Annotated in this window: 24 protein-coding genes; 12 read left to right on the top strand and 12 right to left on the bottom strand. The window is 69.3% G+C overall.

Annotation, left to right across the window (positions count from 1 at the left end):
• Positions 1 to 2: 2 nt before the first annotated feature.
• The 3 genes from ACZ69M_RS33405 to ACZ69M_RS33395 form a co-directional block, all read right to left on the bottom strand.
• On the bottom strand, positions 3 to 2,105 hold the full coding sequence (locus tag ACZ69M_RS33405) for a hypothetical protein (protein ID WP_470055749.1): 2,103 nt from the start codon (positions 2,103 to 2,105) through the stop codon (positions 3 to 5).
• A gap of 101 nt (positions 2,106 to 2,206) precedes the next feature.
• Positions 2,207 to 4,648, bottom strand: coding sequence for a glycoside hydrolase family 2 protein (locus tag ACZ69M_RS33400; RefSeq protein ID WP_470055747.1), 2,442 nt, complete (start codon positions 4,646 to 4,648; stop codon positions 2,207 to 2,209).
• 472 nt (positions 4,649 to 5,120) lie between these two features.
• Positions 5,121 to 5,465, bottom strand: coding sequence for an ArsR/SmtB family transcription factor (locus tag ACZ69M_RS33395; RefSeq protein ID WP_470055745.1), 345 nt, complete (start codon positions 5,463 to 5,465; stop codon positions 5,121 to 5,123).
• A 137-nt stretch (positions 5,466 to 5,602) separates the two neighbouring features.
• On the opposite strand from ACZ69M_RS33395, the gene ACZ69M_RS33390 reads away from it, so the two are divergent.
• A complete protein-coding gene (locus ACZ69M_RS33390; RefSeq protein ID WP_470055743.1) occupies positions 5,603 to 6,580 on the top strand; it encodes a quinone oxidoreductase family protein in 978 nt (325 codons plus the stop codon).
• Positions 6,581 to 6,613: 33 nt separating this feature from the next.
• Positions 6,614 to 8,218, top strand: a complete 1,605-nt coding sequence (locus tag ACZ69M_RS33385; protein WP_470055741.1) for an alpha/beta hydrolase — start codon at positions 6,614 to 6,616, stop codon at positions 8,216 to 8,218.
• A 37-nt stretch (positions 8,219 to 8,255) separates the two neighbouring features.
• On the opposite strand, the gene ACZ69M_RS33380 is transcribed toward ACZ69M_RS33385, so the two are convergent.
• Positions 8,256 to 8,423, bottom strand: a complete 168-nt coding sequence (locus ACZ69M_RS33380) for a hypothetical protein (RefSeq protein WP_470055739.1) — start codon at positions 8,421 to 8,423, stop codon at positions 8,256 to 8,258.
• 486 nt (positions 8,424 to 8,909) lie between these two features.
• Between ACZ69M_RS33380 and ACZ69M_RS33375 the strand changes: the two genes are divergently transcribed.
• Positions 8,910 to 9,056 (top strand): hypothetical protein, encoded by a 147-nt coding sequence (locus ACZ69M_RS33375; RefSeq protein ID WP_470055737.1) that lies wholly within the window; start codon positions 8,910 to 8,912, stop codon positions 9,054 to 9,056.
• Positions 9,057 to 9,059: 3 nt separating this feature from the next.
• Here the strand turns inward: ACZ69M_RS33375 and ACZ69M_RS33370 are convergent, their stop codons facing one another.
• Complete coding sequence (locus ACZ69M_RS33370) at positions 9,060 to 10,658, bottom strand: MDR family MFS transporter (RefSeq protein WP_470055736.1); 1,599 nt, start codon at positions 10,656 to 10,658, stop codon at positions 9,060 to 9,062.
• A gap of 535 nt (positions 10,659 to 11,193) precedes the next feature.
• Between ACZ69M_RS33370 and ACZ69M_RS33365 the strand changes: the two genes are divergently transcribed.
• Positions 11,194 to 11,526, top strand: coding sequence for an oxidoreductase C-terminal domain-containing protein (locus ACZ69M_RS33365; protein ID WP_470055734.1), 333 nt, complete (start codon positions 11,194 to 11,196; stop codon positions 11,524 to 11,526).
• 15 nt (positions 11,527 to 11,541) lie between these two features.
• Here ACZ69M_RS33365 and ACZ69M_RS33360 read toward each other — a convergent pair whose 3' ends face one another.
• Together ACZ69M_RS33360 and ACZ69M_RS33355 are read right to left on the bottom strand one after the other, a co-directional pair.
• Entirely contained in the window at positions 11,542 to 11,796 is a 255-nt protein-coding gene (locus ACZ69M_RS33360) for an NAD-binding protein (protein WP_470055732.1), read from the bottom strand.
• Between the two features lie 269 nt (positions 11,797 to 12,065).
• A complete protein-coding gene (locus tag ACZ69M_RS33355) occupies positions 12,066 to 12,239 on the bottom strand; it encodes an FAD-dependent oxidoreductase (RefSeq protein ID WP_470055731.1) in 174 nt (57 codons plus the stop codon).
• Positions 12,240 to 12,529: 290 nt separating this feature from the next.
• Between ACZ69M_RS33355 and ACZ69M_RS33350 the strand changes: the two genes are divergently transcribed.
• The 3 genes from ACZ69M_RS33350 to ACZ69M_RS33340 all read left to right on the top strand — a co-directional run bounded on the left by ACZ69M_RS33350 (position 12,530) and on the right by ACZ69M_RS33340 (position 15,871).
• Positions 12,530 to 14,023 carry an MFS transporter gene (locus ACZ69M_RS33350; RefSeq protein ID WP_470055730.1) on the top strand — a complete coding sequence of 498 codons (1,494 nt, stop codon included), beginning with the start codon at positions 12,530 to 12,532 and terminating at the stop codon, positions 14,021 to 14,023.
• Between the two features lie 84 nt (positions 14,024 to 14,107).
• Complete coding sequence (locus tag ACZ69M_RS33345; RefSeq protein ID WP_470055729.1) at positions 14,108 to 14,680, top strand: TetR/AcrR family transcriptional regulator; 573 nt, start codon at positions 14,108 to 14,110, stop codon at positions 14,678 to 14,680.
• A 69-nt stretch (positions 14,681 to 14,749) separates the two neighbouring features.
• Complete coding sequence (locus ACZ69M_RS33340; protein WP_470055728.1) at positions 14,750 to 15,871, top strand: PP2C family protein-serine/threonine phosphatase; 1,122 nt, start codon at positions 14,750 to 14,752, stop codon at positions 15,869 to 15,871.
• A 254-nt stretch (positions 15,872 to 16,125) separates the two neighbouring features.
• Here the strand turns inward: ACZ69M_RS33340 and ACZ69M_RS33335 are convergent, their stop codons facing one another.
• Together ACZ69M_RS33335 and ACZ69M_RS33330 are read right to left on the bottom strand one after the other, a co-directional pair.
• On the bottom strand, positions 16,126 to 16,257 hold the full coding sequence (locus ACZ69M_RS33335; protein ID WP_470055726.1) for a hypothetical protein: 132 nt from the start codon (positions 16,255 to 16,257) through the stop codon (positions 16,126 to 16,128).
• Between the two features lie 126 nt (positions 16,258 to 16,383).
• Positions 16,384 to 17,286, bottom strand: coding sequence for a LysR family transcriptional regulator (locus ACZ69M_RS33330; protein WP_470055724.1), 903 nt, complete (start codon positions 17,284 to 17,286; stop codon positions 16,384 to 16,386).
• Positions 17,287 to 17,419: 133 nt separating this feature from the next.
• Here ACZ69M_RS33330 and ACZ69M_RS33325 point away from each other — a divergent pair, with 133 nt between their 5' ends.
• The gene (locus ACZ69M_RS33325) at positions 17,420 to 18,538 is read left to right on the top strand and encodes a PrpF domain-containing protein (protein WP_470055722.1); all 1,119 of its coding nucleotides are present in this window, start codon (positions 17,420 to 17,422) and stop codon (positions 18,536 to 18,538) included.
• Positions 18,535 to 19,977, top strand: a complete 1,443-nt coding sequence (gene dctA, locus ACZ69M_RS33320; protein WP_470055720.1) for a C4-dicarboxylate transporter DctA — start codon at positions 18,535 to 18,537, stop codon at positions 19,975 to 19,977. The genes ACZ69M_RS33325 and dctA overlap by 4 nt, the downstream gene beginning before the upstream one ends.
• Positions 19,978 to 20,147: 170 nt before the next feature.
• Here the strand turns inward: dctA and ACZ69M_RS33315 are convergent, their stop codons facing one another.
• Positions 20,148 to 20,276, bottom strand: coding sequence for a hypothetical protein (locus ACZ69M_RS33315; RefSeq protein ID WP_470055718.1), 129 nt, complete (start codon positions 20,274 to 20,276; stop codon positions 20,148 to 20,150).
• A gap of 149 nt (positions 20,277 to 20,425) precedes the next feature.
• On the opposite strand from ACZ69M_RS33315, the gene ACZ69M_RS33310 reads away from it, so the two are divergent.
• Positions 20,426 to 20,800 (top strand): TetR/AcrR family transcriptional regulator, encoded by a 375-nt coding sequence (locus tag ACZ69M_RS33310; RefSeq protein WP_470056194.1) that lies wholly within the window; start codon positions 20,426 to 20,428, stop codon positions 20,798 to 20,800.
• Complete coding sequence (locus ACZ69M_RS33305; protein ID WP_470055716.1) at positions 20,752 to 20,955, top strand: hypothetical protein; 204 nt, start codon at positions 20,752 to 20,754, stop codon at positions 20,953 to 20,955. The genes ACZ69M_RS33310 and ACZ69M_RS33305 overlap by 49 nt, the downstream gene beginning before the upstream one ends.
• A 2-nt stretch (positions 20,956 to 20,957) precedes the next feature.
• Here ACZ69M_RS33305 and ACZ69M_RS33300 read toward each other — a convergent pair whose 3' ends face one another.
• Positions 20,958 to 22,178, bottom strand: coding sequence for a glycoside hydrolase family 1 protein (locus ACZ69M_RS33300; RefSeq protein WP_470055714.1), 1,221 nt, complete (start codon positions 22,176 to 22,178; stop codon positions 20,958 to 20,960).
• The gene (locus ACZ69M_RS33295) at positions 22,175 to 24,397 is read right to left on the bottom strand and encodes a glycoside hydrolase family 3 C-terminal domain-containing protein (protein WP_470055712.1); all 2,223 of its coding nucleotides are present in this window, start codon (positions 24,395 to 24,397) and stop codon (positions 22,175 to 22,177) included. Before ACZ69M_RS33295 ends, ACZ69M_RS33300 begins: the two co-directional genes overlap by 4 nt.
• Positions 24,398 to 24,582: 185 nt before the next feature.
• On the opposite strand from ACZ69M_RS33295, the gene ACZ69M_RS33290 reads away from it, so the two are divergent.
• Positions 24,583 to 26,046 (top strand): MFS transporter, encoded by a 1,464-nt coding sequence (locus tag ACZ69M_RS33290; protein WP_470055711.1) that lies wholly within the window; start codon positions 24,583 to 24,585, stop codon positions 26,044 to 26,046.
• Positions 26,047 to 26,163 lie beyond the last annotated feature (117 nt).

The following is a 26,163-nucleotide window of genomic DNA, read 5'->3' as shown; positions in this document are numbered from 1 at the left end:
GTTCAGGGCCAGACGGTGAGGCCCTCGTGCTGGACCTGCCAGCTGCCGTCGTTCGGGAAACCGGGACGATCGGCGCCGGCGGAGTCCCAGCCGGCCGCCATGAGGGACACCGCGGCGAGCAGGCCGCCATTGGCCGGGTTGTAGAGCGGCAGAAGGCTGCCGATCTGCGGGTTGTGACCGACGACCGTGTACGTGTTCTTCGGGGTGTCCATGAGCAGGGCGTCCACCGCGAGGTCCGGACGGCCGATGCGGGTGGCGGTCATCGCCAGGACTGGGAAGTCCCAGCCCCAGGCGGACTCCCACTGCCAGTCGCCGAGGATGTCGAGAAGTGTCGCCTCCATGACGCCCGCGTCGATGAGCGGGCCGGCGGGAACGACACCGAGCGCGCACAACAGCGAGGGATGGTCGTCACGGCGCAGGTAGGGCTCGGTGGCGACCGCCGTGTAGTGCCCGTTGTCCTGGTGGGGTGCGGCCAGGTTGTCCTGGATCTGCTGCCACCGCTCGTTGCGTTCCTGTCCGAGGCGTTCGCGCCAGGACTGGGCGATCTCCAGCCCCCACCACCAGTAGGCCAGTTCGAAGGTGGGGTCCTCGGTGCTCTTCGCGTCGTAGAACTCCTGCGCCGGCATCACGGGCGCCGGCAGGTGAAAGGTGCCGGAGCGTTCCTCGACGAAGGAGGCCATGAACCGGGCCGTTTCCTCGACGAGTTCCGCGAAGCGGGTGACCAGCTCCGGCCGCCGGGACTCCGGCAGGGCGCGGTGGAGCAGTTCGAGCAGGTAGAGCGGGTGAGGCTGCTGCCAGACGAGCAGCGCGCCGATCTCCGACGGGCTCTCCCGGCCGTCGGGGCCCACGTGCTTGGGCCAGCGGGCGCCCTCATAGCTCTGGCGCCGTGCGGTCTCGCGCGCGGAGTCGAGGATGGACAGGTACCAGTCCATGCTGCGGGCGAGCAGTCCGGGGCGGCCCCAGGCGGCGAAGTGCGCGCCATGCCACCAGTGCATCTCCAGGTGGAACTTGCCGAACCAGGAGTTGGCGACGAGCCCGGTCTCCTGCGGAGGGAGTGAGCCGGAGCTGTTCACGGCGGTCAGGTACTGCGATACGACGACCCGGCGCTCCAGCTCCGCCGCCCGGGGATCGGTACTGCCCGCGAAGTCGATGGCGGCACCCGATGTCCAGAAGTCGCGCCACCAGTCTGCGGCCGCGCCGGCCACGGTGGCGAACGTGTCGCTGCCGAACTCCTCGTCCGGCGAGAATCCGGCCACGAGCTCCAGCGTGGCCGCCGAGCCCGTCAGCACGAACTCGTGCGGCTCCTCCGTCGTCGACAACGCGCCCTCGGTCCAGTCCAGCCGCAACGCGTAGGCCGTGTCGTCGAGCACCCGCCGGATGCGGGCCGCGCGCTCCCCCACCGGTTCCAGTGTCGACTGGTGTTTGTCGGGCGAGGTCCAGTCGGAGGTCTGGAAGAAGCCGTCGCTGGCGTAGGGAAACCGCAGGACGACACCGGCCAGGCCGCTCGCGAGCAGCTCCGACTCGATGCGGAAGGCGACCCGCGAATGATGCGGGTCGGCGACCGTGGTCACCCGCACCTCCTGACCGGCGTACTCGAAGCTGCTGGTGAGCATGCCCGACCACAGGTCGAGTCGCTGGCGGGGGTTCGCGAGCGCTTCGGGGTAGGTCTCCGGCTCGGCCCCTGGGGCGGTACGCAGCTGTAGTCCGATGCGTCCGAGGTCGAGCCGCTGCGGGTTCATGTGGAGCCAGGCCCCGGCACGCAACTCCTCGGCCAGCTCACCCCCCATCATCGAGGCCATGTCGAACTTGTCCGGATACTGCACCGGCCCACGTGCGGTCTGATAGGTCGACATCGCGTCGTCGAGAACGAACCCTTCGGGGTTGGGCATCGAGTGCCATCCCCAGTTCGACATGGTCGCGTTGGTGACGGCCAGCCGCTGCTCGGCGAAGGCAGCGGACTGATCGTGGTACCCGACGAAGGTCTGCATGCCGGTGATGTCGGCGCTGTAGGCGAAGTCGCCGTTGCCCACCGTCAGGACGTGGGAGGGATCCGGCCGGGTGATCTCGATGGTGTGGCGACGGACGAGTGACTCGCGATCGATCATGGACACCGTTCCTGGTGGTTGCGGCCCAGCGGGTGCGATTCGACAGGTGACCACGCGCTGCCTGGCAAGGCCCCGGGGGCTGCTCGGCACATGCCTGGGGGCTATTCGACCGTGACCACGACGTCCACCGGATCGCAGCCCGGCGCGGTCGCGGCAAGACGGATCTTCCCGACCCCGGTAGGACGCACAACGGCCAGCGCGCGTCCCTCGTACGTACGCCGTTCCATGGCGTCGAACCGTTCCTCGGTCGACGGGTCGGCGCTGCCGAACCCGATCAGCTCTCCCGCTCCGGAGACCTCGACACTCACCGGCCGGTCGGCTCCGGTGTGGCAGGTACCGTGCGCGTCGGTCAGGGTCAGGGCGATGTACGCCAGGTCACCGTCCGTCGCCCGGACGACCTCGCGATCGGACCCGGCGTTCAGCCGCACGGGGCCGTCGGCCCCCCGCACACTGGTGCGACCGGTCTCGACGCCGTCGCGGTAGGCGACCGCGACCAGTTCCCCAGGCACGTACACGATCTCGAACTCCGTACGGAAACGGTGCTCCTCCCCGACCGGCCGCCGCCCGAAGGAGTTTCCGTTGCCGAAGAGTTCGACCTCGTCGGCGTCGCTGTAGACCTCGACCGTGACCGGATCGGCCTCGAAACCGGGCCAGGTCCAGCTGGAGATGCTGTCGCTCCACGCCCACGGCGACCCGGCCCAGGTCCTGCCGTGGTGTTCCGGCCTGCGGACCGCGATGTACGGCTCGGACCGCAACCCGAAGACGATTTCACGGTAGTAGGAGGCGGGCCTGCGATGCCCGGTGATGTCGATGTCACCGCACCCCGCCACCAGGTAGGGATACGGCGCGTTGTGCGTCTGCTGTGGCCCGTCCTCCGACAGGTACTGGGGCCTGCCGACACCGACCTCGCCCAGATACTCCCAGCCGGTCCAGGTGAAGTCGCCGATGACATGGCCGTACTGCTTCACCAGCCGCCAGTTGCCGTCGATGCGGGTGGGGAAGGTCTCCGTGCCCAGAATGATGCGGTTGGGGAACAGATCACGGTCCAGGGCGTAGCGGGCCTCGGCATAGTTCATACCCGCCACATCAAGCACCGCGAAGGACTCCGCCGTACGCTCGCTCACCAACTCCGACGAACTCACCATGTTCATCGCGTCGCCCGCGTCGGCCATGAGGGTGTTGATGCCCGCACCCTCCTGCGCCGCCTGCTCCAGCGCCTGCTGCTGGAGCGCGCCCAGCTCGGACATGACGGCCAGCATGCCGTTGACGGCGTTCGTGACATACCGCGTGGGGTCCAGGGAACGGACCTTCTCGGCGAGCCTGCGCCCCCAGGCGGCGCCGAAGGGGGAGCCCGTCTCGGGGATCTCGTTGCCGATCGAGTACATGATGACGCTGGGGTGGTTGAAGTCCTTGGCGACCATCGCCCGCACGTCACGCTCCCACCACTCCGGGAAGCTCAGGCTGTAGTCGAACTCGCTCTTGCCCGACGTCCACACATCGAACGCCTCGTCCACGACCAGCATGCCGACACGGTCACAGGCGTCCAGCATCGCCTTGCTCGCCGGCTGATGGGAGATACGGATCGCGTTGAACCCGGCGTCCTTGAGGATCTCCACCCGGCGTTCCTCGGCGCGGGCATAGGTCGCCGCACCGAGGATCCCGTTGTCGTGGTGGACGCAGGCGCCGCGGAGCTTGACCGTCTCGCCGTTGAGGCGCAGACCGTCTTCGGGGTCGAGTTTCAGGGTGCGGATGCCGAAGGTGACCTTCTCCTCGTCCACGCCCTTCAGCGTCACATGGCAGTCGTAGAGATTCGGCGACTCGGGACTCCACAGCGCCGGGGAAGGCACATAAAGCCGTTGCCGGACCGTCGCCGGCTCGCCCGGCAGCACCGTCACCCGGGAGTGATCGCTCGCGACGACGATCCCAGAACCGTCCCGTATCTCCGTGACGATGTCGACCGTACGGACCTCGATCGAATCGTTGGCCACACCCGTCGCGACCTCGACCACGGCCCGTGCACCGTCCACCTCGGGGGTGGTGACGCGCACCCCGTCGGGCACCACGCGCACCACCTCACCTACGAGCAGCCAGGTGTCACGGTAGATCCCCGCGCCCGTGTACCAGCGGGAGTCGCGGTGGGCGCGGGCCTCGACGCGGATCTCGTTGTCCTCGCCGAAGCGCAGGAAACGGTCTGCGTCGATACGGAAGTGCGAGTACCCGTACGGCCGTTGGCCCGCGTAGTCACCGTTGATGTACACGGTCGCGTCCCGGTACACACCCTCGAACTCGACGAAGACCCGCTTGCCCCGGTACTCCTCAGGCACGGAGAAGACCTTGCGGTACTCAAAAACACCGCCGGGGAAATAGGCACCCGCGGCGCCCTCCATCGTGACCTCGCCCTCCACAGCCACCCGCCGCTGCCCGACCAGCGCGTCGTGCGGCAGCGTCACCGGCCGGAAGGGAACCACGTGACCGGACAGCTCAGCGAAGGGATTGACCTTGGGCCGGACCTGCCAGCCGTGGTTGAAAGACGTGCGGATCATGCGGACTCCATGCGTTGTCGACTCGCCGCCGTAGAGGCAGCGCACGCAGCCCGGCGGAACACGAGACACCGCGGCCACCCCGCCAGGAGTGACCGCGATGTTCCAGTATCGAAAATCTATCACCCAAAGAAATTAGAGACCAGAGCGAGCACGAACTCTCATGAACAGCACGTCTGCAGCACCCTCCGGGCTTCCCCGGCGCGCGGACGAGGCGCGAACGACAACGGCATGGGCGGTCCCGACCGGACGGCGCACGCCTGCCGGCGCCGTTCAGGCCGCAACGGCAGCAGTCTCCGGCGCGGTCTCGGCAGCCTTCCGGACGGCCAGGAGCCGCTGGGCGTCCAGGGGCGCGCCCGTAGCCCCAGCGGTGACCTGGCGATATACATGGACCGACAGTGGCGACGACAACAGAACGACCGGCGCGTCCGTGCATGCTTCATGACGGGCCAGGGCGGGTGCGCCGGGCACCCGGTCAGTCGGCGCCGTCGCCCCGCAGGAGCAGGGCGAGCAGCCCGGGGAAACGCGCCTCGAACTCCTCACGGCGCAGCTGGTTGACCCGCTTCGGGCCTACGTCACGCTGTTCGACCAGGCCGGAGCCGTGCAGGACCGAGAAGTGATGACTGAGCGTGGCTTTTCCGACCGGCACGTCGAAGCTGCCGCATCCGCGCATCCAGTCGGCGGGGCCCGCCAACTCACGGATCAGCTGGATGCGCACGGGGCCGACGAGCGCGGACAGCGCGGCCACTAGGGAAACCTCGCCGGGATCCCCGTGTACCGGCACCGCACGGTGAACGCCGCCCACAGCCCGCTTCGGCATGCCCCACTCCTCACCATGCGCCTCCCCGCCGGCACGCCCCTCGGAGTGACCCAGCCGCTTGCTCGGCGATCGAGGAGCAACCTACTGTGAAGGTGTTCGCTTTTCATTGAACACTTGTCGAAGGGTGCGTTCCGCTCATGCGTGCAGTCGAGTTCCAGGAGTACGGCGGTCCCGAGGTGCTGAAGGTGGTGGAGGCCGAAACGCCTCAGCCAGGGCCGAGCCAAGTCACCATCGACATCGCCTACGTAGGCGTGAACTTCGCGGACCTCAAGGCGCGCGCCGAGGGGTACCGGGTGGAATCGCTGCCCTTCCGCCCGGGCCTGGAGGTCTCCGGACGGATCCGGGCGGTCGGCCACGGCGTCGAGGGGCTGCGCCCGGCGCAGGAAGTCGCCGCCCTCGTCAACGCCGGCGCCTACGCCGAGGTGGTGGCCGCAGAGGCCGCCACCGTTTTCCCGCTCCCCGAGGGCTTGGACCTGCGGACCGCGGCCACGCTCCCTACCGTGCTTCCGACCGCCCACGCCCTCCTCCACGAGGTGGGGCGGCTGCGCGCCGGAGAGAGCGTGCTGGTGCACGGCGCCGCGGGAGGTATCGGCACGGTGGCCGGGCAACTGGCCCGGGCGGCGGGCGCCGGCGCGGTGTACGGCGTGGTCTCCTCCACCGCCAAGGCCGGGCACGCCCTCAAGCACGGCTACCACAAGGTGTTCACCGCCGACACGTTCTCCGAGGATGTCCGCCGCGCCACGGACGGCAAGGGAGTCGACCTGGTGCTGGACCCGGTGGGCGGCGACACGCTTCGCCGCGGACTCGACGCGCTGGCCGTCTTCGGACGCCTGGTGTCCTTCGGCAACGCGAGCGGGTCCGAGCCGTGGCACGTCGGACAGCCCGAGCTCTACGCACAGGGCCGATCGGTCGCGGGTTTCTCCATCCTGGCGCTCGCGCAGTCGGCACCCGAGGCGCTGCGATCGCTCACCGAGCGTGCCTTCCGCACCGTCACCGACGGCACCGTGAGCCTCCCGGTCACCGCGGAGTTCCCGCTGTCGAAGGCTGCCGAGGCCCACCAACTGATGGGCGGACGCACATCAACGGGCAAGTTGCTGCTGCGAGTGGCCGGCTGAAGACAGCCGCTCCGCCAAGCGTGCGCACCGGGGTTGAAGGCCAGGACGCCGACACCAGGCCCCGTCCGAGCTCCGGCGCTCGGCAACGGATCCCCCTGGTGGGCGACGGTCCGGCCGCTGGCCGAACGCGGCTTCCAGGCGCTCAAGGACGTCGAAGCGACCGGAGAGGTCAGCGCGGAGATCTTCTTCCGCAGCAGCCTGCCGTACGCCGATGTATTCGTCCGGCTCTGCGACGTCGACGAGAAGGGCCGTTCCATCAACGTCCGCGACGGCCTGATCAGCCTCACCGGCGCCAACGAACTCGCCCGCGCGACCGCGCAGTTGTGGCCGACGGCCCACCGCTTCAAGCGTCGCCACCGCATCCGCGTCCAGGTCTCCAGCGGCGCCTTCCCCCGTTACAACCGCAACCCCGGCAACAGCGAACCACGCGCCACCGCCACCACCCTGCGCCCCGCCGGCCACCAGGTCCTCCACGACTCCGAACACCCGTCCGGCAGACAGCCTGAACCGCCGCACAGGTCACCCCACGGGCCAGGCCGCGGTGGTCGGTGGGCCACCTTCCCGCCACATTTAAATCAAGCCATTGACTTAATGACCTTGGATGTGCCTTTATCAGGGCGACAGCACCTCACCCCCGACCGGTCCGCCGCGACCGAGCAAGCACCCGACGGAGACCCCATGCCGTACGCATTCGACATCCAACTGCAGCAGGCCCTCGCCGCCAGGCGCTCCTCCGCACCCGACACCCCGCCCCAGCATCCGGTTCGCGGCGACTGGCAGGCACTGCGCGCGGGCGAGTCGGACCTGGCCGCTCTCGACGCCATGAAGCCCGGGCAACCGTCCGTCGCCCGCACCGACCACTACGCCGTCTCCCACGACGGTGCCGAGATACTGGTCCGCTGGTACTCCCCGGAACTCCACGACGCGTCCAAAGCCGGTCCGGCTGTCGTCTATCTGCACGGCGGCGGCATGGTCTCGGGGTCGGTGGCACTGTTCGACCACCTGGTCGCCGACTATGCCGCCGGCAGCGGCGTCCCACTGCTCTCCGTCGACTACCGCCGCGCCCCGGAGCACCCGCACCCCACCCCGGTCGAGGACGCCTACTCCGGCCTACTGTGGCTGACCGCACACGCGGGCGACCTGGGGGTCGATCCCGCCCGGATCGCGCTGATGGGCGAGAGCGCGGGCGGGGGCCTGGCCGCAGGAGCGGCGCTGCTCGCCCGCGACCGCGGCATGCCCGCGGCCAAGCAGATCCTCATCTACCCGATGCTGGACGATCGCACCACCGAACCCGACCCGGCCTTGTTGCCCTTTGCCATCTGGAACTACGACAACAACTACACCGGCTGGCACGCCCTGCTGGGAGACTCCGTCGGAAAGCCCGACGTACCCGGTTACGCCGCGCCCTCACGGGCGCGTGACCTGTCCGGGCTGCCCCCCGCCTACATCGAGGTCGGGGAACTGGACATCTTCCGAGACGAGGACATCGTCTACGCCCGCCGCCTCGCAGCCGCAGGCACCTCCGTCGAACTGCACGTCCACCCGGGCTGTCCGCACGCCTTCGACCACCTGGCCCCACACATCGACGTCGTCCGGCGCTCCCGAGCCGACCGACTGCGCGCCCTGACCAGCTTCTGACCGACGCATCACCCAGAGCCTGTCCGGCCATGGCTCCTCAGGTCAGGTCGCTCTGAACCAGGGGACGCCCGGGAAGCTGCACGCCCGGTGCGCGCAGGCCGCCGAGGATCAGGGCCGTGGCCCGGTGCAGCATCATGTCCGCGGTCTCGGCGGCGGCCGGGAATTGCCGCACCAGCAGCGACAGCAGTACGACCAGGTCGCCCACGCCGATGTCGGCACGGAGCCGTCCCTCCCGTTACTCCCTCTCAACCCCGGGTCCCTTGGCCCAGTCGTCCGGCACTGCGCTTCGAGCACTTGGGCGCACCGGAACTCAACCACCGTCCCAGCACGTCTTCATGCGGGCCCCACGAGTGACGTGGCGGCAGCCTTGTCCGGTCGCGGTGTCTGCGAACACGTGACCGCCGCATGCGCGCCGCGGTCCGCCGTCCGTTGTCCGACGGCGGACCGCGACACACCCGTCCGGGCCAATCCGCCGGTCCGGTGGGCCGGTGGGCCGGTGGGCCGGTGGGCCGGTGGGCCGGTGGGCCGGTGGGCCGGTGGGCCGGTGGGCCGGTGGGCCAAAACAGCTGCCAGTGCCTCGACCACACCGGCCTCAGCACCGCCAACAGCACCCAGTGCCATCGAGTGCGAAGGTGGCGACCAGCAGCTACTCGACCCTGAACCGGTCAGCGCCAGGACCAACACCTACACCGTGGTGAACAAGCACAGCGGCGAGTGCGTCGACGTCTCGGGCGTCCCCACTCAGCCACGGGCCCTGGTCCACCGGTGGACCTGCGACCCGGCGAGCGCCCTGGGCACCAAGAAGAACCAGATCTGGCTGCTCCTGGGTAAAGGCTGAGCCTCACCGGTGCGGATCGGGCCTCACGTCGTCAGGCGCGGGGCCCGTCTCACCCGGTGCGGGCGTGGCGGTCGTTCGGACGAGGTCGGGAACGCCGTCGGCCGCTTCGGCGCCGGCCGCTGGAGTCGCTTCGGAGGTGTCGTGGCTGGTGCGCAGGACGACCGGCTTCAGCAGGATCGCGGCGAGGATGCCGAAGGCCGCGATCCCGGCGGCTATGAGGAATATGACTCCGGTCGCGTCGCCATAGGCTGCGCCGGCACTCCCCTGATGCTTCGACATGTTGTCGGCGACCTGGCGGGCCAGGACGGCGCCGAGCACGGTGACGCCGAACGTGCCCCCGAGAGAGCGGAAGAAGGTGACCGTGGTGCTGGCGGTGCCGATGTCCTTCAGGGGGACGGAGTTCTGCACGACGAGGATGAAGTTCTGCGCCGTCATGCCGACGCCGAGGCCGACACACAGCATCGCCGCACCCATGAAGACCAGCGACGTCCCGTGGTCGATGGTTCCGAGTCCGGCGAACCCGGCCGTGAGCAGGACGGAGCCGACGACGACGAACGGCTTGAGCTTTCCGGTCCTGCTGATCAGCCGGCCCGCGAGGATGGAGGAGACCAGGATGCCGCCCATCATCGGAATCGTCAGCAGCCCCGCCTGAGTCGCCGTGTAACCGCGGCTGACCTGGAAGTACTGGCTCAGGTAGACCGAGGCCGCGAACATGGCCGTACCGGAGGCCAAACTGCCGACGATCGCCAGAACGGTCGTGCGCCGCTTGATGATGTGGAGCGGCACTATGGGCTCGGCCGCGCGCACTTCCACCCACATGGCGACGGACAGCAGGACCAGTGCCGCACCGACCATGGCGGCGGTCTGCCAGGACCCCCAGGCGAACGAGCTGTCGACGAACGAGATCCAGATGAGGAGCACGCTGACACCCGAGGCGATCAGAGCCGCGCCGAGGTAGTCGATCTTCACGTCGTCGCGTCGGATGACGGGCAGGTTCAGCGTCCTTTGCAGCAGGACGAGCGCGGCGACGGCGACCGGGATGCCGATGAAGAAGCACCACCGCCAGCCCAGCCATGAGGTGTCGACGATGAACCCGCCGAGCAACGGTCCGCCGATGGTGGACATCGCGGTGACACTGCTGAGGTAGCCGCTGTACCGGCCACGTTCGCGCGGCGGGATCATCGCCGCGATCGCGATCTGGACGAGGGCCTGGACGCCGCCGACGCCTATGCCCTGTACCGCGCGAGCGGCGATGAGCTGCCCGGCGGACTGGCTCACCCCGGCGGCCACCGAGCCGAGGACGAAGACGGAGACGGCCACTTGCACGAGGTTCTTCTTGCTGAACAGATCGGCCAGCTTGCCCCAGATCGGGGTGGTGGCGGTCGTAGTGAGCAGGGTTGCCGTGACGATCCAGGTGTACTGCGTCTGCGAACCGTGCAACGAGCCGATCATCTTCGGCAACGCGGTCGAGACCACGGTACTGCTGAGCGTCGCGACAAAGAGCGCGATGAGCAGGCCGCTGAGGGCCACGAGGACCTGGCGGTGGGCGTTGGACGGTGCATCTGCAGTGGCTGACTCGTTCACTGCGGTCGTGCTTTTCACTCGGGCTCCATGGACTGATGGACAGGGTGCGTGTGCACCCTTGGCTGTTGCTGTCGTTGACGGACTCGGGCCGGGCTCAAACGAGAGCGGGGGGAATGCCGATGGCGTGGGGTTCGAGGAAGTTCCGCAGGCTCTCGGGACCGAGATCGGGGCCGGTGCCCGACTCAACCAAGCCGCCGGAGGTCACCAACGCAGGGGGAGGAACGCTGCCGTTGACCACGGTGCCCCCGATACGCAGCCTCCGGGCGATCGCCAGACCTCGCGCGGGTTCACCCGCCCCCACCCATGCGAACAGCCCGCATCCGGTTCTCGTCGGTACATCAACTGGTCTCACGGCTCGTGCTTTCCCTCCGCTGTTCACTTGTCCGGCCCGTGCGAGCTCATCAGGTGTCGCCGATCTCTCTGATCCGAGTTCGCGGGGCGCCGTGTCAGACGACGAAGGCAGGTCGGTACGGGGCCGGCTTAACCGGCCAGGGGGCGTGGTCGACTCAGACTCCGGCCTTCGCCTGGGCAAAGGCTTGGAGTGCGACGCCGGTTGCCAGGCCGCCCCGGCATATGCGCGGCCGGGGACATCACGCCCTGGCACAACGCGCACTTCGGCCTGCGGATGCGCATCGAGCACCGGCTCAGCGCCACCGAGCAGGGTATGGCCGTGGCCGCCAACCTCCTCGGTGAACTGCGCCCCTTCGCTCCCGTGCCGTACCTCTGGAGCGATCAGTGCGACCCGCGTATCCAGGCCTATGGCGCCTTCCCCGAACACGCGGAAGTCACGGTGCTGCACGGAAGTCCGGACGACCGCAGATTCGTCGCCGCCTACGGCCATCAGGGCAAGGTCGTCGGCGTACTCGGCCGGAAACAGCCACCGTGAACTGCGCGCGCTCCGTCACCTCGTCGCTGTGTGGTCGGTCAGTTCGACGGCGACCACCCGGCCCGCCGATTCCACGAACCGGGTCACGCCGACGCTCAGGCACTGTGCGACACCGTGATCGCCGTGCAGTTGTCCGACCGGTTCCCCGATCCGGTCGCCGAACTGGCGGCGCATCGGCACCGGCAGCGGGTCGACCAGCGTGACGTCCAGACCCAGGCCGCGCGCCACGGCGGTCACCTCGGCACCGAGGAACCCGGCGCCGACCACCACGGCCTTCGGCCCCGCCCAGCAGTACGGAGCGCAACGCCAGCACGTCGTCGAGCGATCGAAGCACGTGCACCCCTGCCAGGTCGGCGCCGGGCAGTCGGGGCGGGCTGATGCCGGTGGCAATGACCAGTGCGTCGAACCGAACGGTCACCGCCGTCCAGCAGGACCTGCCGCCCGGTGGTGTCCAACCCGACCGCGGCGCACCCGATTCGAAGGTCGGCGTCCAACCTGCCGAGGGCCTGTCCGTCGCGAAGCTGCACCCGCCGCGCCTGTCAGGCACCGGCCAGGACCTGCTTGGACAACGGCGGCCGGTCGTACGGAGGGTGCGCCTCGTCGCCAACGAGGGTCAGTTTCCCTTCGCACTCCTTGTTGTGCAGGGTCTCGGCCGTGGCCGGCCCCGCGGCCGAGGTGCCCACGACCACTGTCCGCCTGGGTACGCGCATCATCCCGCGACCGTGATGGCGGGCAGGCCGCGGCCGTCAGCACGCACTCCCCGACCGCGACGCACATGCCCTGATCAATGGCTTCCTTCACGGATCCAGGCAACACCACACAAGTGAGTTAAGTCAAACGGTTGACTTAATCCATTGAGGGCCGTCGGCGTGCCCGCACGGACGGTACGCCGACCACCCGCCCTGATGGGGCCGACTTGCCCGGAGAGACATCTCCCGCTACCTTTTAAATCAACCCGTTGATTTAGATGCTCCATGTATCCATGTAGACCGGAGATCCAGACATGCCCGACGCCGTTCCCCAGTCCACGGATTCCAGCGGATCCGCGCCGCCGAAACCCAACGTCATCGTGGTGGTACTGGCACTGGCTGGGATCTCCGTCTCGCTCATGCAGACACTGGTGATCCCGCTCGTTCCCGATCTTCCGCGGCTGCTGGGCGCCGCACCGGCCAACACCGCCTGGGTGGTCACCGCGACCCTGCTCGCCGCCTCCGTCGCCACCCCGGTGGCGGGACGCTTGGGAGACATGTACGGCAAGCGCCGCATGCTCCTGATCAGCCTGGTCCTCATGACGGCCGGATCGTTCCTGTGCGCCCTCAGTGACTCCCTGGTCCCGATGCTCGTCGGACGTGCCCTGCAGGGCCTGTCGGCCGGTGTCATCCCGCTCGGCATCAGCATCATGCGCGACGAGTTGCCCGCCGAACGGCTCGGATCCGCGACCGCGATGATGAGCGCCTCCCTCGGCGTGGGCTCGGCGCTGGGCCTGCCCATCGCCGCGGTGATCGCCGAGAACTTCGACTGGCACATCCTGTTCTGGGGCTCCGGCACCATCGGCGCCCTCGCCAGCGTGCTCATCCTCAGGCTGATTCCCGAGTCGAAGGTGCGCAGCGGTGGCCGCTTCGACCTGATCGGCGCGCTCGGTCTGTCGGCCGCTCTGGTCAGCCTGCTCCTCGCCCTCTCCAAGGGCGCCACCTGGGGCTGGGCCAGCACCACCACCCTCGGCCTGTTCACCGTCGGCATCGTGATCCTCGTGGTCTGGGGCTTCTACGAGCTGCGCGCCAAGCAGCCGCTGATCAAGCTGCAGACCATCGCTCGTCCGCAGGTGCTGTTCACCAACCTCGCCGGTGCGATGTTCGGCTTCTCGCTGTTCTCCCTGCAGATGCTGGTTCCGCAGATCGTGCAACTGCCCGAGCAGACGGGTTACGGTCTCGGCGGGTCGCTGCTGACCGTGGGCCTGGTGCTCGCCCCGCAGGGCGTGGTCGTCATGCTCGCCGCACCGCTTTCCGCGAAGATCTCCAAGGCCCGGGGGCCGAAGACCACGTTGATGATCGGCGCCGTCGTCGTCGCCGGCGGCTACGCCATGAACCTGCTGCTGATGAGCGAGGTCTGGCATCTGATCCTGGTCTCCTGCGTCATCGGAGCCGGCGTCGGCCTCGCTTACGGGGCTCTGCCGCTGCTGATCATGGGAGCGGTGGCACCGTCCGAGACGGCGGCGACCAACAGCGTCAACACCCTGATGCGGGCCGTCGGCACCTCCATCGCCAGCGCACTCGCCGGAGTGATCGTCGCCCAGATGACCACCGACTTCGGCGGCCACGCCCTCCCCTCCGAGAACGCCTTCAAGGTGATCATGGTCATCGGTTGCGGCGCGGCCCTCGTCTCGCTCGCGCTCGCCTCCTTCCTTCCGCGCCACCGTCCCACGGTCGCCGCGGCCTCCGAGGGACCGACCGCCGCTGGGCCGCTCGTCCCGGCGGAGACCGCCGGGACGAAGGCGTAACCCGACCTTCTCCCTCGGGGCGTCTCAGGTGACGCCTCGATGTCCCGAGGGCGGAGGACGACAACACATCCGCAGGTGAGCGCCATGACAACCGGAGACACCCGCAGACACATCCAGCAAGCGGCTCTGGAACTCTTCACCCAACAGGGGTACGAGCGGACTTCCGTCCGTGAGATCGCCGAACGGCTCGATGTCACCAAGGCTGCGCTCTACTACCACTTCAAAGCCAAGGAAGACATCCTCACCGCCCTCTTCGAGGAGTGGATCACGCCCGTCACCGCGGTGATCGAGTGGGCGCGGGCCGCGCCTGACAGCCTGGCGACCAAACAGGAGGCACTTCGCCGGTACGACACCGCCCTCACTCAGGCCGCGCCGCTGCTCAGGGTCTTCTATGAGAACGCGGCGGCAGTCCGCGACCTGCCCGTGGGTGCGGCGTTCCGGGAGACGATGCAGCGCGCGCTGGCGCTCTTCAGAGTTGCCGACACAAGCCTTCCCCATCAGGTCCGCTGCATCGTCGCGGTGCTGACGCTGCACGCGGCGGTGTTCGCCTCGGACGGCATCGAGGCCGGGACCGAGGAGAAGCGGGCGGCTGCCCTCCATGTCGCGCACGACCTGCTCACCGCCGCCCACCGCCGAGCCGACGGAGAGCAGGAGTGACCTCACGCGGAACAGTGCGATCACTCCTGCTCCACTCACAGAATGTTCACCAGCTGTCCAGGAGATCCCATGGCCCGTACCCAGCGGAAGAGACCCGCTCACCCCATGGAGGCCATCGAGCCTCCGGGCAACGCCGAAACGGTCGTCGGCGTGGTGTCGGTGACTCTCCTGGTCGTGCTCCTCGGTGTCCTCTCCGGATCCGCGGTGTGGCTCCTCGGATTGCTGGTGTTCCTGCCGGGGACAGCGTCGGCGCTGTGCACCGTTCATCAGACGAGGTTCGTCGCCGCATGGACCACGCTCGTCGTCACGGGCACCGTGCTGGCATGGGACAGCGACGGAGGGCGATGGTTCGACCGCGTCCTGCTCGTGCTTCTCACCCTCACCCTGGGAACGACCTCCGTCTATGCCTGCCACAGGCGTATCAAGCGCGAGCACGAGATGCTGCGACTGCGCTCCACCGCCGTCGCCATGCAGCGGCACATCCTGCACCCCCTGCCCGTGGTCACCGACGATGTCCTGGTCAACGGCCTCTACGAACCCGTGCAGGAGGACCGGCTCGTCGGCGGCGACATCTACGACGTCGTCGCCTCGCCCTGGGGGACGCGCGTACTGATAGGCGACGTGCAGGGCAAGGGACTGGCCGCCGTGGGCGCCGCGTTCGCCGTCATCGGTGCCTTCCGCGAGGCGGCCCATCGGGAGCCCACGCTCACCGCACTCGTCGACACTCTGGACGCCTCGGTCGTACGGCACAACTCCTACGCCGAACAGACAGGCGACGACGAACGATTCGTCACCGCCCTCATCGTGAGCATCGATGCCCACGCCGAGGCTCAGGTCGTCAACTGCGGTCACATTCCGCCCCAGTTGACACACGAGGGGAATGTCATCACACCCCTGCTGGACACCGGCGTACCACTCGGCCTCGCCGAACTCGCCGCCGAACCCACGGTCGTGAACTGGTTCACGTTCCCCGCCGGTTCGACGCTGCTGCTGAGCACCGACGGCCTGACCGAGACCCGCGCGGCCGATGGCACGTTCTACCCCGTCGACGAGCGGCTGAAGAGCCACCTCGGCCTTTCTCCCACCGACCTGCCACAGGCCCTGTACGAAGACGCCCGCGCCTTCGCCGGGGACGGGGGTCCCCACGACGACATCGCCCTCCTGACCGTCCGGCGGTCACCGCATCGCTGAGCACACGCCCGATGCGGCCCTCCAAAGTTCCGGCGATGACACCCCCGACGCTCCGACAACGCACCACCACCTCTACGGCCGCGGCGTCGGTACCCAGGAGATGACGCCGTGACCGCCTTGAGGATCACGCCGCAGACATGGGTGCGCTTCCGACGCACGGTGATCACGGAGGTCCGCGCCATGCCAACTGGCCTGCACGGATGCCTGATCCGGTGTCTCTGTGGGCTCTTGGCCGTGATCGGTCGCGACGCAGTTCACTTCGACGGCGGCCGGTCCCGCAAGGCGAAGTACCCGGACTCGGCGACATGCAGCGCCCGGCAGGCCAGCTGTGCCGGAAGGTGCTCACGGGCCATCACCCGGACAGCATGGAAAGACCCGCGGATCATGCGCACTCCATGCGTTGTCGACTCGCCGGCGTCACGACCGTCGTACGGACGCGGGCCGGACTCGACCGCACACCGGTCCGCGTTTGGACACCTCATGGACGGGACTGATCAATGCGGCCCATCACGTCACCGGGCCGGCCGCGCGCTGTCGCGCAGGAAGCCCGCGAACGCCTGGGCGGCAGGGGTGAGCACGTGGTCGCTCATGCGGACGAGGAGAATGCGGCGGACCGGGGCGGGGGGCTGCAGGGGCAGGACGCTGACGCCGGCTCGGATGCCTTCCAGGGCCAGAGTGGGAGCGAGGGCGACGCCGATGCCGGCAGCGACCATGGCCTGGGCCTCCTGGTAGTCATGGGCCTCGTAGGCGATCTGCGGATCGAAACCGGCCGCGCGGCAGCTGCGGGCGAGGGCTTCGGCCACCGGATGGTTCTCGGCGCGGGTGATCCAGGGGTCGTTCGCGAAATCAGCGAGGGTGGCCGATCGGCTGCCGGCGAGAGGATGTGCCTCACGGACGAGGAGGGCCGGGGGGTCGTCGGCGAGTGTGGTGACGACGATGTCCTCGCGGTCGATGCGGTTCCAGTCGTAGTCCCACATCAGGGACATCTCGACCTCCCGGTTCTCCAGCATCGCCCACAGACCCGCGATACGGGCGCTGCGCACCGTCAGCCGTACGTCGGGGTGCGCCTCCCGGAAGGCGATCACGGCCCGGGGCAGGAGAGAGGCGCCGACGGTGGGAAAGGTGCCGACCCGAAGGGTGCCCGCGCGCAGTCCCGCGAAGTCGGCCAACTCGTTCTCCGCGGCCGCCAGTTCGCGCTCGATCCGCTCCCCGTGCTCGGCCAGGGCCCGTCCCGCGTCGGTGAGCGTGACGCCCCGCGCATGGCGCTCCAGCAGTGGCTGCCCGGCCTCCGCCTCCAGGCGGCCGACCTGCTGAGACACCGCCGAAGGCGTGTAGTTGAGGGCCCGCGCGGTCGCGGTGACCGAGCCTCGGCGGGCGACCTCCGCGAAGAGCAGGATACGCCTGACGTCGAGCACCCTCACCACCTCCAGTGTTAACTACAACTTAATAGCCATGCAGATTTCCGAGATTGTACTTCATCCTCTCCGCGCCCACTGTGGATCACACCCCGCACGGAAGTGCCGTAGGGGTTTCCACGAGGAGTCTGTTGTGTTGCGTCTGCAGGGCGAGATGATCCGCGGAGGTACCAGCAAGTGCTGGATCTTCGACCACCACGACGTGGTGGCGACCGGCGTGGACGCCGACACCCTGCTGCTCGCCGCCTACAATGCCGCCGACCCCCGCCAGATCGACGGCGTCGGCGGCGCCTCCTCGACCACCTCCAAGGCCGCGATCGTCCGGGCGTCGGCGGAGCCGGGCATCGACGTCGAGTACGCCTTCGCGCAGGTCGGCATCGGTGACGAGCGCGTGGAGTGGACCAGCAACTGCGGCAACTGCGCCACCGCCGTCGCCCTGTACGCCGTCCACAACGGCATGGTGCCGATCACGTCGGACTCCACCACGGTCCGGATGCTCAACGTCAACACCGGGGCCCGACTCACCGGCACCATCCCCACCCCGGGGCACAGGGCCCCCGACGAGGGCACAGCCGCGGTGCCGGGCACGGCCGCTCTCGGTGTGCCGGTCCTGCTCGGCTTCGTGGACCCGGCGGGTTCGACCACGGGCCGTGCCCTGCCGACCGGCCGCGCCCTGGATACCCTGACCGGGCCCGCCGGTCCGATCGAGGCGTCCCTGGTCGACGCCGGTGCCCCGGCCGCGCTGTTCGAGGCCAAGGCGTTCGGCCTCCAGGGCACCGAGTCCGTGGCCGAGTTCGCCGCGGTGGTACCCGCGCTCACCGTGCTGCGCCGTCAGGCCGCCCTGGCCATGGGCCTGGCCAAGGAGAGCGATCCCGTCAGCCATGCCGTCCCGAAGGTCGGCATTGTCGCCCGCCCCGCCGCCTACCGCACCACCGACGGCACTCCGGTCGGACCGGACGAGTACGACCTCGCCGTCCGCATGGTGTCGATGCACGCCCCGCACCCGGCGATCGGTCTCACCTCCGCCGTCGCGCTGGCCACCGCGGCCGCCACCCCCGGCACCCTCGCCCACCGCGTCGCCCGGCAGACCGCCGACGGCACACTGCGCCTGGGCACCCCCGCCGGCGTCATCACCGCCCAAGCCGTCCCCGCGGTGGACGGCGCGTCCCCCACGGTGCTGCTGCACCGCGCCGCCCGCCGTATCGCCCGAGCCGAACTTCTCGTTCCCGTCCTGGAAGGACGCCCCGCATGAGCCGCAACGACGCCGCCCTGGGTACCGTCACCGCTCCACCCGGCCGCATCCGCCGACTGTTGTCCCTGCTGTACGTTCAGTGCCTGATCGGTGTCCTTGCCGGAGCTGCCGTCGGCTGGCTGTGGCCGTCTTTCGGAGCCGACCTGAAGCCCTTGGGCGACGGCTTCATCGCGCTGGTGCGCATGATGATCGCGCCGGTCATCTTCTGCACCGTCGTCCACGGCATCGCCTCCATGGGCAACGCGCGGGCCGTCGGCCGGGTCAGCCTCAAGGCACTGATCTACTTCGAGGTGCTGACCACCGTCGCCATGGTGATCGGCCTGGTCGTCGTCAACGTCGTCAAGCCCGGCAGCGGGCTGCACGTCGACCCCTCCACCCTCTCCGCCGAGGGCCTGCCGCCGGAGGCGACACAGAGCCACGACAGCGTCGCCGCGTTCATCCTCTCCAACATTCCGGACACCCTGCTCAGCGCGCTGACCGGCCATGAGATCCTGCCGGTGCTTCTGGTCTCGGTGCTGTTCGGCTTCGGCCTGAACGCCGTCGGCGAAGCAGGTCAGGGGATCACCGAGGGCGTCGAGAAGCTGTCCAAGGTCCTGTTCACGCTCATCCGATGGATCATGCGACTGGCCCCGATCGGCGCCTTCGGCTCCATGGCCTTCACCATCGGCAACTACGGCCTGGACACCCTGCGTCACCTCCTCCTGCTGGTCGGTTCCTTCTGGCTCACCTCCCTCTTCTTCGTCCTGGTCGTTCTCGGCACGGTCATGCGTATCAACGGCCTGCGCCTGCTGCCCTTCCTCCGCTATATCAAGGAGGAGCTGCTGATCGTCCTGGGCACCTCGTCCAGCGAGCCGGTGCTGCCGCGCATGATGGCCAAACTGCAGCACGCGGGTGCCTCCAAGCCCGTCGTCGGCATCACACTGCCCGCCGGGTACTCCTTCAACCTCGACGGCACCGCCATCTACCTGACCATGGGCTCGGTCTTCCTTGCTCAGGCCCTCGGTATCGACCTCAGTCTCACCCAGCAGCTGTCCATGCTCGCCGTCATGCTGCTCACCTCCAAGGGCGCCGCCGGCGTCACCGGCTCCGGCTTCATCGCCCTGGCCGCAACCCTCAGCGCCGTTCCACACGTACCCGTCGCCGCCCTGGCGCTCATCTTCGGCATCGACCGCTTCATGTCCGAGGCCCGTGCACTGACCAGCGTGGTCGGCAACGGCGTCGCCACGCTGGCGGTGGCCAAGTGGGAGGGACAGCTCGACGAGGAGCGCGCCAAGGCCGTGCTGAGGGGCGAGATCCCGTACACCTCCGCTCCCGAGGACAACCGCGCCCCCGAGCCGCAGGCCGACCCCGCACCCGGTGTGCAGCCCGATGCCACCACGTGTGCCGACCCGAAGGAAGCGACCGGACAGGACCGCGACCCCGTGCCTGCCGTCGGCTGACGTATCTCCCGGTATCCCCCGCACAGCCGGTCCGAAGCCATGCTCCGGACCGGCCCCTTCTCGTGCTGATGCCGCCCGCCGTCGGGAATCTTTCGGCTACCTCTCGAAAGTAGGCGTCGAGCCGCGCCCGCTGAGGCCTTTCCAAGGCAACTCCTTGAGGACGGTGGACATCAGGCGGCGTCGCCGTACGCGGGATCGGCCATGGCGAGCGGTTGGGCGTGCAGGCCGGTGTGCAGATCGACCGTGGGTTGGCCACACGAGCCGACCGCAGCCGTGCTCGTGCCCTCCTCGGCTGGCATCGCGGCGAGAAATGCCGGACGTTCGGGGACTGGGTGCGTGACGATCAGGTTCTGCCCACGCCAGGAGCACTGACGCGCTGCCTCGCCACGGTGATCAGTGAGAGCGCTGCGTCAACACCGATCAAGCGGGTCATGTTCCCGGCGGGCGGATCGCGCCGCTGGAGGAGATCGCCCGTCAGGCCGGCGTGGTCATCTCGACGCTCTACCGCCACTTCCCCGACAAAGGCGTCCTCGCGAGGGCGGCACTCGAACAGTGCCTCGCCGAGGATCTGTCTCCGGCCCAGGAGCGGGCCCTGGCGAACCCCGGTCCGCTGCTCGGTTTCACCATGCTGATCGAGGCGGCGCTGGCCCTGACGGCACGCGAGCACAACACACTGACGGCCGCCCGCATGTCGGCTCGCTCACCGCGGACGTCGCCGCCGAGTTCATCGAACGGCTCGCCGTGCTGGCCCACCGCAGCCAGCGGTCCGGCCTCATGCGGACCGATCTGGCCCCGGAGGATCTGCCCAGGTTCGTGGTCATGATCTTCAGCATCCTGTGGACCATGGACGCGGAGACCAACGGCTGGCGCCGCTGTCTCGCCTTCCTGCTCGACACTCTGACCCTCGACGCGGCGAATCCGCTGCCTCCGGCCGCAGCCCTGCTGACAAGACCGCGGCCGGAGCACTTCCCGATCTGACCTCAGCCCTCGGCGCGCGCTCCCTCGGCGCCCAGTGCGCCGCCCTTGCGGGCGACGTCCCCGAGCCAGGCCAGGCTCGGCTTGGGGGTGCGCGCGAAGGTCTCGCGGTCGACGGCGATGAGACCGAACGTGGGCGCCCAGTGACCCCACTCGAAGTTGTCCAGGGCCGACCAGTGCAGGTACCCGCGGACGTCGACACCGTCGGCGACCGCCTCATGGAGGTGCCCGAGGGCCTCGGTCGTGTACGCGATCCGGCGGGTGTCGTCGGCGGTGGCGATGCCGTTCTCGGTGACCAGCAGCGGGAGCTGCCCGTCCGTCGCCTCCCAGGCCTGGCGCAGCGCGATACCGAGGGCGTCGGGCCGGTACGCCCAGCCGGTCAGGGTGTTGTCGGGGTGGTCGAGGTGGGCGACGATCCCCTTCTCGTCGACGGTCTGGCTGGTGTACGACTGCACGCCCAGGAAGTCGTCGCCGCAGGCCCCGTCGTGGTACAGGTCCTCCCACGCCCACTTCAGTTCGGCGTGCAGCTTCTCCGCGCCGGGGGCGGGGACCAGGGCCTGCTGCGCCACGGTCCAGCCGACCTTCGCCGAGGTGTGCTCGCGGACGACGGCCACAGCCGCCCGGTGGGCCCGGACCAGGGCCCCACCGATCTCCTTGCTGGGCGTGGGCATCCGCACGTCCGCGCCGAGGTTGATGTCGGCTCCCTCGGCGACGGCCGCCGCCATGCCGCTCATCAGGGCCAGGATATTGGGCTCGTTGATCGTCACGACCCAGTTGACGTCGTGCAGGATCGTGCAGGCTCGCTCGACGTACCGGGTGAAGCGGTCGACGGCCGTCGGGCCGCTCCAGCCGCCCTCGTCGGTGAACCAGCGCGGGCTGCTGAAGTGGTGCAGGGTGACGACCGGCTCCAGGCCGAGGCCGCGCGCGGTGTCGATCATGCGCCGGTAGTGGGCCAGTTCGGCCTTGGAGAACTCGCCGGGCTCGGGCTCGACGCGGGCCCACTCGATGCCGAACCGGTAGGCGTTCAAGCCGGCTTCGGCGAGCAGGCGCATGTCCTCGGCGTAGCGGTGGTAGCTGTCCAGGGCGTCCCCGCTGAGTTCCAGCACGCCCTGGCTCTGGTGCTCCATGCGCCACCAGTCGCTGCCGGTGTTGTTGCCCTCGATCTGGTGCGGCGAGGTGGACGCGCCCCACAGGAAGTCGGGGCGAAGGTCGGGGGTACGGCTCATCGGGTTGTCTCCAGGATTTCGGTCAGATCGTCGGTGGACACGGAAACACCGGGAAAGTGCAGGAACTGACGGGCCGGGATGGAGGCGACCATCTCCATCATGTCGCCGTTGGCCTCGGCCTGTTGGCGCTCCTGCTCGGTGGCCTCGGCCATCAGCGCCGCGCGGAGCATCGGGCCGGCGACCGGGTGGGCGAGCCAGTCGCCGATGGCGGAGTCGAGGGACAGCGCGGCCGTGATGTTGTCGCCGGTGAGGGTGACGGTCTGTTCGGCGACGACGTCGGCGGCGCTCTCGCCGATCTGGACGGTGTACGCGCCGGGGGCGACATGCCAGCGGTCGGCTTCGATGTCATAGTGGGCGAACGCCCTGCGCTCCAGCGGGAGTTCGACGATGCGGGACTCCCCCGGCCGCAACTCGACCTTGGTGAAGGCGCGCAGCTCACGCGCGGGGCGGCGGACCCGGCCCGCGGTGGTGGCGACGTAGACCTGGACGACGTGCTTGCCGGTGCGCTCGCCGGTGTTGGTCACCCGCAGCCGGACGGTGGCGGTGTCGTCCCCGGTGACGTCGACCGACAGCTCGTCCGTCTCGAAGGTCGTGTAGCTCAGGCCGTGTCCGAAGGGGTAGCGGGCGGCGCGCCCGACGCTCTCGTAGTGCCGGTATCCGACCATCACGCCCTCGCCGTAGCGGACATGGCCCGCTTCGCCGGGGAAGTTGAGGAAGCTGGGGGTGTCCTCCAGCCGCAGCGGGACGGTCTCGGCCAGGCGGCCGGAGGGGTTGACGGCGCCGGAGAGCACGTCCGCGAGGGCGCTCCCGCCGGCCTGGCCGAGGAGCCAACCCGCCACGATCGCGTCGGCGCCGTCGTGCCAGCCCTCCAGGGACACCACGCCGCCGGTCGACAGGACGACCACCGTGCGCGGGGCGACGGCGGTTACGGCGCGCACCAGTTCCACCTGGTCCTCGGGCAGGTCCAGGTGTTCGCGGTCCACGCCCTCGGTCTCGCCCCGCAGGCCGACGAAGACCACGGCCACCTCCGTCCCGCACACGGCCCGCACGGCCTCCTCGCGCAGGGTCTCGGCGTCGCCCGTCCCGTCGGTGGTGAAGCCGGGCGCGTACGTCACCTGGTGGCCGAGGGTGCGGATCGCGTCCAGCGGGGTGTCGACACGGGTGGCGTTGATGAGTGAGCTGCCGCCGCCCTGGAACTGCGGCCGGGCGGCGAACTCGCCGAGGACGGCGAGGCGGGTGCCGTCCGCGAGCGGCAGGATGTACTTGTCGTTCTTCAGAAGAACGACGCAGTCGGCGGCCACCTTCCGGGCCAAGGCATGGTGGTCGGCAGCCACCGCGTCCACGCCGGTCTCGGAGGCGACGGCGAACCGGGCGAGCTTGGCCACCCGCCGTACGCTCGCGTCGACCACGGCCTCGTCCAGCCGGCCCTCGCGCACCGCCTGCACGATCGCCGCGTCGTGCGCCTCGTCCGGCCCCGGCATCTGCAGGTCCAGGCCGGCGGCCAGGGCCGCCGGCCGGTCGCCGACGGCGCCCCAGTCCGAGACGACGACGCCCTCGAAGCCCCACTCCGTGCGCAGCACGTCGGTCAGCAGCCGGCGGTTCTCGGAGGCCGGCACGCCGTTGATCCGGTTGTACGCGGACATCACTGCGGCCGGACGCGCCTCGGTGACCACGCGCTCGAAGGCCGCAAGGTAGATCTCGCGCAGGGTGCGCTCGTCCACCTCGGCGCTGACGCGCATCCGCTCGGTCTCCTGGTTGTTGACCGCGAAGTGCTTCACGGTCGCGCCCACGCCTTGCGCCTGCACCCCGCGCACGAACGCGGCGCCCAGGACACCGGACAGCAGCGGGTCCTCGGAGTAGTACTCGAAGTTGCGCCCGCAGAGTGGGGACCGCTTGATGTTCACGCCCGGCCCGAGGACGACCCCGACGCCGAGCGCACGGGCCTCCCGGCCCACCGCTTCCCCCACCCGTACGGCCAGCTCGGCATCCCAGCTCGAACCGACCGCGACGGCCGGGGCGAAGCAGGTGGCCGGCTCGCTCGCGTGGAAGCCCAGATGGTCGGCGCCGGCCTTCTGACGGCGGATCCCGTGTGGGCCGTCGGTCAGCACTGCCGCCGCCACACCCGCCTCGTCGAGCGGCTGAGTGGACCAGAAATCCCCGCCGGAGAGCAGGGACGCCTTCCTCTCCAACGGGAGGACGGCCGGATCCGATTGCTGCACGAGCGGGGTCCCTTCCGGGGATACGACCACGTCAACGCGGGCCTGCCAGGACCCGGAGGCTTCGTCCACCCCAAGGTCACGGAAATGTTTCCGTGACGAAAATCTATCACTCCAAAAAATTAAGAGCTAGCCTGCGCGCTGGGAGCACAAGGGCTCCACCCGTACGAAAGGGCCGGGGTTCCGCAATGTCACTCAACGTCGAGTCACCGCAGCATGAAGAGGAAGCCGGTAAGTCCGGTTTCGGCGCGCGGTTCGCACTGATCCTGATCGCACTGCTGTGGGCGTCCCAGCTGAACGGCCTCATCGGCCTCATGGGCTCCAACGCCCAGTCACAGATCGCGATCCATTACCACACCACCCAGATCGCCTGGTTCACCCAGATCGGGTCTCTGGTCGGCGTCTTCGCCACGCCCTTCATCGTGAAGGCGGCGGGCATCTACGGCAAGAAGCGCCTGCTCGTCATCATCACCACCCTCGGCCTCATCGGCGACCTGATCGCCGCCCTCTCCACCAACTACGAGACGCTGCTCACCGGACGCGCCATCGCAGGCTTCTACGGCCCCTCGATCGCGCTCGTCTACGCACTGGCCCGAGACGTCTTCCCGCCCAAGCTGGTCGGCCCCGCCAGCGGCTTCCTCGGCGGCGGCATGGGCGTACTCGCCCTCGGCGGCCCCTTCCTGTCCGGCTGGATCCTCGACGACTACGGCTACCGCGGCGTCCTGTGGTTCATGGTCATCGCCACCGCCATCAGCCTGCTCGCCCTGCTGTTCGTGGTGCCGGAGAGCAAGGTCCGCGAGGCCCGTACCCCGATCGACTGGCCCGGCGGCCTCCTGCTCGGCGGCGGCCTGGCGTCCGTGATCTACGGCGTCGGCAAGGGCGAGCACTGGGGCTGGACCAGCGGAAACACCGTGTCCTTCATCGGCGGCGGACTGGTGGCCGTGGTCGTCTTCGTCCTGGTGGAGCGCAAGGTCTCCCACCCGATGTTCCCCATCACCCTGCTCGGACGCCGTCGGATCTGGTCGACGTTCCTGGTCACGGGCCTGATCATGGCCGCGCTGTTCGCCCAGGGCATGATCATGAACCTGCTCGTCCTGATGCCGAAGATCCCGGGACTGTCCGACGGCCTGGGCTGGTCGGCCACGAAGAACGCGTGGGTCAGCGCACCCAACAGCGTGCTCCTCATCGCGGTCTCGGTGGCGACCGGGGTCCTGGCGCGGCGCATCGACTCCCGTGTGCTGCTGGCGACCGGCGGCACTCTGCTCGCCGTCGGCATCGCCCTCATCTCCCAGTTCCACGAGACCGTCGGTCAGATCATGTCGATCGGCGTGATCAGCGGCATCGGGATGGGCATGGTCGTGGCCCTGGTGCCCATCATGGTCATCGAGTCGGTCAGGCCGGAGGAACAGGCTCTCGGCAACGGCGCGCAGAACATGATGCAGGGCGTTCTGCAGTCCGTGCTCACTCAGGTGGCGTTCGTCGTCGTCGCGCAAAACAGCCACGTCATGAAGGGCACCGCCTTCTATGTCGACGACAGCTACAGCAAGGGCTTCCTGCTCTTCGCCGGCGTGATCGCCGTCGGCACCCTGCTCGTCGCCCTGATCCCCAAGGCCAAGAGCCTCGACGAGGTGCCGGTCGGTCAGTCGGCCTGACCTCGCCCTCCCGCAGCCCCGCCCCGGTCGGCTCCGTCCGCACGACGGTGTCGACCGGGGCGGCGGCGTACGTGCTTCGGGAGCACGGACCGGGCCAGCCGCCGTAAAGGGTCCGCA

This window comes from Streptomyces sp. NPDC107454 (assembly GCF_055582885.1).
Note: the sequence above shows the minus strand (reverse complement) of the source record. Positions and strands in the feature narration are given on the sequence as shown.

Excerpts from the sequence above, each read along its gene's own strand:
- ACZ69M_RS33405 (WP_470055749.1), bottom strand. The coding sequence starts at position 2,105 with ATGATCGATCGCGAGTCACTCGTCCGTCGCCACACCATCGAGATCACC.
- ACZ69M_RS33400 (WP_470055747.1), bottom strand. The coding sequence starts at position 4,648 with ATGATCCGCACGTCTTTCAACCACGGCTGGCAGGTCCGGCCCAAGGTC.
- ACZ69M_RS33395 (WP_470055745.1), bottom strand. The coding sequence starts at position 5,465 with ATGCCGAAGCGGGCTGTGGGCGGCGTTCACCGTGCGGTGCCGGTACAC.
- ACZ69M_RS33390 (WP_470055743.1), top strand. The coding sequence starts at position 5,603 with ATGCGTGCAGTCGAGTTCCAGGAGTACGGCGGTCCCGAGGTGCTGAAG.
- ACZ69M_RS33355 (WP_470055731.1), bottom strand. The coding sequence starts at position 12,239 with ATGATGCGCGTACCCAGGCGGACAGTGGTCGTGGGCACCTCGGCCGCG.
- ACZ69M_RS33350 (WP_470055730.1), top strand. The coding sequence starts at position 12,530 with ATGCCCGACGCCGTTCCCCAGTCCACGGATTCCAGCGGATCCGCGCCG.
- ACZ69M_RS33345 (WP_470055729.1), top strand. The coding sequence starts at position 14,108 with ATGACAACCGGAGACACCCGCAGACACATCCAGCAAGCGGCTCTGGAA.
- ACZ69M_RS33340 (WP_470055728.1), top strand. The coding sequence starts at position 14,750 with ATGGCCCGTACCCAGCGGAAGAGACCCGCTCACCCCATGGAGGCCATC.
- ACZ69M_RS33335 (WP_470055726.1), bottom strand. The coding sequence starts at position 16,257 with ATGATCCGCGGGTCTTTCCATGCTGTCCGGGTGATGGCCCGTGAGCAC.
- dctA (WP_470055720.1), top strand. The coding sequence starts at position 18,535 with ATGAGCCGCAACGACGCCGCCCTGGGTACCGTCACCGCTCCACCCGGC.
- ACZ69M_RS33315 (WP_470055718.1), bottom strand. The coding sequence starts at position 20,276 with ATGCCAGCCGAGGAGGGCACGAGCACGGCTGCGGTCGGCTCGTGTGGC.
- ACZ69M_RS33305 (WP_470055716.1), top strand. The coding sequence starts at position 20,752 with ATGCGGACCGATCTGGCCCCGGAGGATCTGCCCAGGTTCGTGGTCATG.
- ACZ69M_RS33300 (WP_470055714.1), bottom strand. The coding sequence starts at position 22,178 with ATGAGCCGTACCCCCGACCTTCGCCCCGACTTCCTGTGGGGCGCGTCC.
- ACZ69M_RS33290 (WP_470055711.1), top strand. The coding sequence starts at position 24,583 with ATGTCACTCAACGTCGAGTCACCGCAGCATGAAGAGGAAGCCGGTAAG.